The organism is Kitasatospora sp. NPDC059648 (assembly GCF_042734825.1).
GTDB lineage: Bacteria > Actinomycetota > Actinomycetes > Streptomycetales > Streptomycetaceae > Kitasatospora.
In genome coordinates, this window is sequence record NZ_JBHWDU010000169.1 from 1 (window position 1) to 6,708 (window position 6,708).

The following is a 6,708-nucleotide window of genomic DNA, read 5'->3' on the forward strand; positions in this document are numbered from 1 at the left end:
TCGCGCCCGCGGTGGTGGGCGGGGGCGCCGTGATCACCGTTATCGCCGTCTGAACCCGGCCGCGGGGACGGGCCCGCCGCGGGGGGGCCCTTCCGCGTACGGCGTCAGATGCCCGCGGCCTCGGCGAGGTCGCGCTTGACGGCCGCCAGCAGCTCGGCGGCGCGCTCGCGGGCGGCGGCCAGGTCGGCGGCCGTGGCGACCGGGAGGACGACCTCCAGGTAGCACTTGAGCTTGGGCTCGGTGCCGGACGGGCGGACCACGATCCGGGCCGAGCGGACCGGGTCGCCGGCCAGGTAGTAGCGCAGGCCGTCGGTGGGCGGCAGGTCGTCGGAGCCGGACGAGAGGTCGTCGGCGCGGGTGACGGTCAGTCCGGCCAGGACGGTCGGCGGCTGCTCGCGCAGGCGGCGCATGGCGTCGGCGATCAGCGAGAGGTCCTGCACGCGGACGGACAGCTGGTCGGTGGCGTGCAGGCCGTGCTCCAGCGCCAGGTCGTCCAGCAGGTCGCTCAGGGTGCGGCCGGACTTCTTGAGGGTCGCGGCGAGCTCGGCGACCAGCAGGGCGGCGGTGATGCCGTCCTTGTCCCGGACGCCCTGCGGGTCGACGCAGTAGCCGAGCGCCTCCTCGTAGCCGTAGCGCAGGCCCTCGGCTCGGGAGATCCACTTGAAGCCGGTCAGCGTCTCGGCGTACGCCAGGCCCGCGGCCTCGGCGATCCGGCCGAGCAGGGTGGCGGAGACGATGGTGGTGGCGAAGGTGCCCCCGGCCTTCTTGGCGACCAGCGCGGAGCCCAGCAGCGCGCCGACCTCGTCACCGCGCAGCATCCGCCAGCCGGCGGAGCCGCTGCCGCCGCCCGCCGAGTCGCCGTTGGTCGGGACGGCCACCGCGCAGCGGTCGGCGTCCGGGTCGTTGGCGATCACGATGTCCGGGCCGACCGCGGCGGCCGTGCGGAAGGCGAGGTCCATCGCCCCCGGCTCCTCCGGGTTGGGGAAGGCCACGGTCGGGAAGTCCGGGTCGGGCTCGGCCTGCTCGGCGACCACGGTCGGCGCCGGGAAGCCGGCCCGGCGGAAGGCGGCGACCAGGGTGTCGCGGCCGACGCCGTGCATCGGGGTGTAGACCACGTCCAGCTCGCGCGGGCCGTGCTCGTCGACGATGGAGACGGCCCGGGTCAGGTAGGCCTCGATGACGTCCTCGCCGAGGACCTCCCAGCCCTCCTCGGCGCGCGGGACGTCGTTCAGCGAGACGATCGCGTCGATGTGGGCGGCGATCCCGGCATCGGCCGGGGGGACGATCTGCGAGCCGTCGCCCAGGTAGACCTTGTAGCCGTTGTCCTGCGGCGGGTTGTGGCTGGCGGTGACGGTCACGCCGGCGGCCGCGCCCAGGTGGCGGATCGCGAAGGCCAGCACCGGGGTGGGCAGCGGGCGGGGCAGCAGCGCGGCGCGCAGGCCCGCCCCGACCACCACGGCGGCGGTGTCGCGGGCGAAGTCGTACGACTTGTGCCGGGCGTCGTAGCCGATCACGACCAGGTCGCCGAGGCCCTGCTCCTTGACGTACGCGACCAGGCCGGCGGCGGCCCGGATCACCACGGCGCGGTTCATCCGCATCGGGCCGGCGCCGAGTTCGCCGCGCAGGCCGGCGGTGCCGAACTGGAGGCGGTCGGAGAAGCGCTCGGCGAGTTCGGACCAGGCGAGCGTGCTGTCCTCCTCGGCCTCCGGGCCCTCGGCCCGGGCCAGCAGCGCGGTCAGCTCCTCGCGGGTCTGCGGGTCGGGGTCCTCGGCCAGCCAGGTACGGGCCCGGGCGAGGAGGTCGGTGGTGGGTGCCTTCATGGCTGCCAGCTCCATCGTGAGGTGCGTCGGGGTGTCGGCCGGAGGCCGGAGGGTTGCGCGCGGGGGGAAGAAGAGGTGTGCACATGCGGACGGGGCCCGCGGGATGGCGTGATCAGCGGATCACGCCGCCCGTGGGCCCCGTCACTCATGATTCTGCGCCCGTCGGGCGTCAGATCCGCTCCAGGACCTTCGCCAGCAGCTCGCCCATGCGCTCGGCGGAGGCCTTGCCGGCCTCCAGGACCTCTTCGTGGTTGAGCGGCTCGCCGGTCATGCCGGCGGCCAGGTTGGTGACCAGGGAGATGCCGAGCACCTCGGCGCCGGCCTCGCGGGCGGCGATGGCCTCCAGCGTGGTGGACATGCCGACCAGCTCGCCGCCGATCACCCGGGCCATGTTGACCTCGGCCGGGGTCTCGTAGTGCGGGCCGCGGAACTGGACGTAGACGGCCTCGTCCAGGCTCGGGTCGACCTCGTGGCAGAGCTGGCGCAGGCGCTTGGAGTACAGGTCGGTGAGGTCGACGAAGTTGGCGCCGACGATCGGGGAGTCCGCGGTCAGGTTGATGTGGTCGCGGATCAGCACCGGCTGGCCGGGCACCCAGCCCTCGCGCAGGCCGCCACAGCCGTTGGTGAGGACGACGATGCCGCAGCCGGCCGCGGCGGCGGTGCGCACGCCGTGGACGACGGTGGCCACGCCGTGGCCCTCGTAGTAGTGGTTGCGGCCGAGGAAGATCAGGGCGCGCTTGTCGCCGATCTTCACCGAGCGGATCTTGCCGGCGTGGCCGGCCACGGCGGGGGCGGGGAAGCCCGGGAGCTCGGTGACCGGGAACTCGGCCACGGTCTCGCCCAGGGCGTCGGCGGCCGGCACCCAGCCGGAGCCCATCACCAGGGCGACGTCGTGCCGCTCGGCACCGGTCAGCTCGCGCAGGCGCTCGGCGGCGGCCTGGGCGGCGGCGTAGGGGTCGGTGGAGACGACCGACTGAGGAGAAGCGTTCACGGGAACGAGGATAGACGGCTTTCGGCTACGCGCGTAGAAGATCCGCGTACGGCATGCCGGATCGTTACCCGGTTGACCCGAAAACACAGCTCGGTGGCGCTTTTCCGGTGAGCGGGTCTGTCGGTACGCACAGGGAGGAGGGCTTGCGCTCAGCAGGGGCGGCGGCGCAGGTCCAGCACGTAGTCGTCCGGGGCGCCGGCGCTCTCGGCGGCGTCCGCGATCAGGCCGAGGTAACGGGCCGCGGGCAGGCCGCCCTCGTAGTCGTTGAGCACGTACGTCCAGACCGGGATGTCGCCGTCCAGGGTCTGCGCGCGCAGCCTGATCTTCCGGTAGATGCCGAGCTGGACGCCCTCCCAGCGGTCCAGGCCCTCCTCGTCCATCGGTGCGATGTCGTAGAGGGAGACGAAGACCTGGTCCTTCTCGTCCTCGACGACGGTGGCCAGCGAGCCCTCCCAGCCGAGCTGCTCGCCGCCGAAGGTGAGCCGCCAGCCGTCCAGCCACCCCGTGCCGCGGAGCGGGGAGTGCGGGGCCCGGCGGGTCATCTGCCGGGCATCGAGGTTGGTGGCATACGCGGCGTAAAGGGGCATGGGGGCCAGCGTAGCCCGGTCGGCGCACGGTCCGGGGTGACTGGACGAACGTACCGAGCGCGGACCCCGTTGTGGCGCCGCTCCCGGCGTGCGGGACAATGGGGTACGTGACTCGGATCGTGATCATCGGTGGCGGACCCGGCGGCTACGAGGCGGCGCTGGTGGCCGCTCAGCTCGGCGCGGAGGTGACCGTCGTCGACCGCGACGGCCTGGGCGGATCGGCGGTGCTCACGGACTGCGTGCCGTCGAAGACCCTGATCGCGACCGCGGAGGTGATGACCACCTTCGACAGCTCGTACGAGGAGCTGGGCATCACGGTCGACCAGGACGGCGCCGGGGACCGGGAGGCCAAGGTCATCGGTGTGGACCTGGGCAAGGTCAACCGCCGTGTGAAGCGCCTGGCGATCGCGCAGTCCCACGACATCACCCAGTCCGTCACCCGCGCCGGGGTCACCGTGCTGCGCGGCCGCGGCCGGCTCGGCGCCGGCGGGCAGGCCGTGGACGGCTCCCGCGAGGTGCTGGTGGACGCCCCCGACGGCACGGTGCACTCGCTGCGCGCCGACGCGGTGCTGATTGCCACCGGCGCCCACCCGCGCGAGCTGCCGGACGCCCAGCCGGACGGCGAGCGGATCCTGACCTGGACCCAGGTGTACGACCTGGAGGAGCTCCCGCGCGAGCTGATCGTGGTCGGCTCCGGCGTCACCGGCGCCGAGTTCGCCGGCGCGTACCAGGCGCTCGGCTCCAAGGTCACCCTGGTCTCCAGCCGCGACCGGGTGCTGCCCGGTGAGGACCCGGACGCCGCCGAGGTGCTGGAGGACGTCTTCCGCCGCCGCGGCATGAACGTGATGGGCCGTTCGCGGGCCGAGAGCGCCAAGCGCATCGGCGACCGGGTCGAGGTCACCCTCTCCGACGGCACGGTGATCGAGGGCAGTCACTGCCTGATGGCGGTCGGCTCGATCCCCAACACCGCGGACATGGGCCTGGAGGAGGCCGGGGTCAAGCTCAACGACTGGGGCCAGATCCAGGTCGACCGGGTCTCCCGCACCAGCGCCCCGGGCGTCTACGCGGCCGGCGACTGCACCGGCGTCTTCATGCTCGCCTCGGTGGCGGCCATGCAGGGCCGGATCGCCATGTACCACGCGCTCGGTGACGCGGTGCAGCCGCTGAACCTGAAGACCGTGGCCTCCAACGTCTTCACCGACCCGGAGATCGCCACCGTCGGCTACACCGCGGCCGACGTGGAGTGCGGCAAGATGGACGCCGTCGTGGTCAAGCTGCCGCTGCGCGGCAACCCGCGGGCGAAGATGCAGGGCATCCGGGACGGCTTCGTGAAGCTGTTCTGCCGCCCGGGCACCGGCATCGTGGTCGGCGGCGTGGTCGTCGCCCCGCGGGCCAGCGAGCTGATCCACCCGATCGCGCTCGCGGTGGACGCCAATCTGACGGTCGAACAGGTGGCCAGCGCCTTCACCGTCTACCCGTCGGTCTCCGGCTCGACCGCCGAGGCCGCCCGGCAGCTGCACATCCGCAAGCGGTCCGCCGGCGAATCCTGAGCCCGAGGCGCACAGTTGAGGGCGGCTGCCGATCGGCGGCCGCCCTTCGCACAGGCATGATCATCACCCGGACGGCGGGCGCGGTTCCGGGTTGTCGACGGCGCGTATTGTACGGTCACGCGCCGCTCTTGCGTGAGCATTTCCCGCTACCAGCTGCAAACGCATGAAAGCAGACGGTCACGCAGGTTACCGTCAGTTCTGTGTTTGCAGCAGAACGTCGCCAGTTGATCCTCGAAATGGTGCGCGCCAACGGAGCGGTCTCGCTCCGGGAATTGGCCCGCGTCGTCCAGACCTCCGAAGTGACCGTGCGCCGCGACGTGCGGGCGCTGGAGGCAGAAGGGCTCCTCGACCGCCGGCACGGCGGCGCGGTGCTCCCCGGCGGCTTCAGCCGCGAACCCGGCTACCCGCAGAAGACCCACCTGTCCGCGGCGGAGAAGAGCGCCATCGCGGACCTCGCCGCCGGACTGGTGGAGGAGGGCGACGCGGTGGTGGTCGGCGCCGGCACCACCACCCAGGAACTGGCCCGCCGGCTGGCCCGGGTGCCCGGGCTGACCGTGGTCACCAACTCGCTGCTGGTCGCCCAGGCGCTCGCGCACGCCAACCGGGTCGAGGTGGTGATGACCGGTGGCACCCTGCGCGGCTCCAACTACGCCCTGGTGGGCAGCGGCGCCGAGCAGTCGCTGCAGGGGCTGCGGGTCACCAAGGCCTTCATCTCCGGTAGCGGGCTGACCGCCGAACGCGGACTGTCGACCGCGAACATGCTGTCCGCGAGCGTGGACCGGGCAATGGTGCTGGCGGCCGCCGAGGTCATCGTCCTCGCCGACCACACCAAGCTCGGCGCGGCCGGCATGTTCCAGACCGTCGCCACCGAGACCATCACCCGGCTGGTCACCGACGAGCAGGCCACCGCCGACGACGCCACCGCCCGCGAGCTGGACGCGCTCGCCGACTGCGGGGTGCAGATCGACCTCGCCCCGCTCGGCGTCGCCACCGGCGGGGACGCCCCGGTGCACGGCACCGGCAGCGGTCCGGTGCACCAGACCCAGCCCGGTCCGATGGGCCGTCGGCCCGTCCCGCCGCCCGGTGGCGCCCCGCTGCCCGGCCAGCGCCGCCCCGGTACCCACGGCGGGCCGGTGGGCCCGGGCGGGATGCCGGTCCGGCTGGCCGAGATGGGTCTGCCGCGCGGGCGCTGAGCCCGGAAACCCGAACGGTCCGTACTCCCACGAAGGGAGTACGGACCGTTCGAGGATTGACGGACGCGGTGTCAGTACCTGATCCGCGTCGGTCCGATCGGGGTCAGTCCTTGATCTCGCACAGCGCGGCGCCGCTGCTGACGCTGCCGCCCACCTCGGCCTTGAGGCCGACGACGGTGCCCGCCTTGTGCGCGTTGATCGGCTGCTCCATCTTCATCGCCTCCAGGACCACGATCAGCTCGCCCTCGGCGACGACCTGGCCCTCCTCGACGGCGACCTTGACGATGGTGCCCTGCATCGGCGAGGCCAGGGTGTCGCCGCTGACGGCCGAACCGGCCTTCTTGGCGCCCGCCCGGCGCTTGGCCTTGGCGGCACCGGTCGCACCGGCCGCCGGGGCCGTCGAGACGCCCAGCGAGGACGGCAGCGAGACCTCGATCCGCTTGCCGCCGACCTCGACGACCACGGTCTCCCGGGTCTCGGCCTCCTCGGCCTCGCCGGCCGCGCCGGCCAACGCCGGGATGGTGTTGTCGAACTCGGTCTCGATCCAGCGGGTGTAGATCGTGAACG

Annotated in this window: 6 protein-coding genes; 2 read left to right on the forward strand and 4 right to left on the reverse strand. The window is 73.1% G+C overall.

The window, feature by feature from the left end; genetic code table 11:
• Positions 1-104: 104 nt before the first annotated feature.
• The 3 genes from ACFV1W_RS39650 to ACFV1W_RS39660 all read right to left on the reverse strand — a co-directional run bounded on the left by ACFV1W_RS39650 (position 105) and on the right by ACFV1W_RS39660 (position 3,398).
• Positions 105-1,820, reverse strand: coding sequence for a phospho-sugar mutase (locus tag ACFV1W_RS39650; protein ID WP_380422330.1), 1,716 nt, complete (start codon positions 1,818-1,820; stop codon positions 105-107).
• A gap of 169 nt (positions 1,821-1,989) precedes the next feature.
• A complete protein-coding gene (locus ACFV1W_RS39655) occupies positions 1,990-2,811 on the reverse strand; it encodes a purine-nucleoside phosphorylase (protein WP_270146574.1) in 822 nt (273 codons plus the stop codon).
• A 149-nt stretch (positions 2,812-2,960) separates the two neighbouring features.
• The gene (locus ACFV1W_RS39660; RefSeq protein WP_380422331.1) at positions 2,961-3,398 is read right to left on the reverse strand and encodes a gamma-glutamylcyclotransferase; all 438 of its coding nucleotides are present in this window, start codon (positions 3,396-3,398) and stop codon (positions 2,961-2,963) included.
• A gap of 98 nt (positions 3,399-3,496) precedes the next feature.
• Here ACFV1W_RS39660 and ACFV1W_RS39665 point away from each other — a divergent pair, with 98 nt between their 5' ends.
• Both ACFV1W_RS39665 and ACFV1W_RS39670 read left to right on the forward strand, forming a co-directional pair.
• Positions 3,497-4,948, forward strand: a complete 1,452-nt coding sequence (locus tag ACFV1W_RS39665; RefSeq protein WP_380422333.1) for an NAD(P)H-quinone dehydrogenase — start codon at positions 3,497-3,499, stop codon at positions 4,946-4,948.
• 236 nt (positions 4,949-5,184) lie between these two features.
• Positions 5,185-6,141 (forward strand): DeoR/GlpR family DNA-binding transcription regulator, encoded by a 957-nt coding sequence (locus ACFV1W_RS39670; protein WP_380422337.1) that lies wholly within the window; start codon positions 5,185-5,187, stop codon positions 6,139-6,141.
• Between the two features lie 103 nt (positions 6,142-6,244).
• Here the strand turns inward: ACFV1W_RS39670 and ACFV1W_RS39675 are convergent.
• A partial coding sequence (locus ACFV1W_RS39675) for an acetyl-CoA carboxylase biotin carboxyl carrier protein subunit (RefSeq protein ID WP_380422335.1) occupies positions 6,245-6,708 on the reverse strand: 464 nt, incomplete at its 5' end.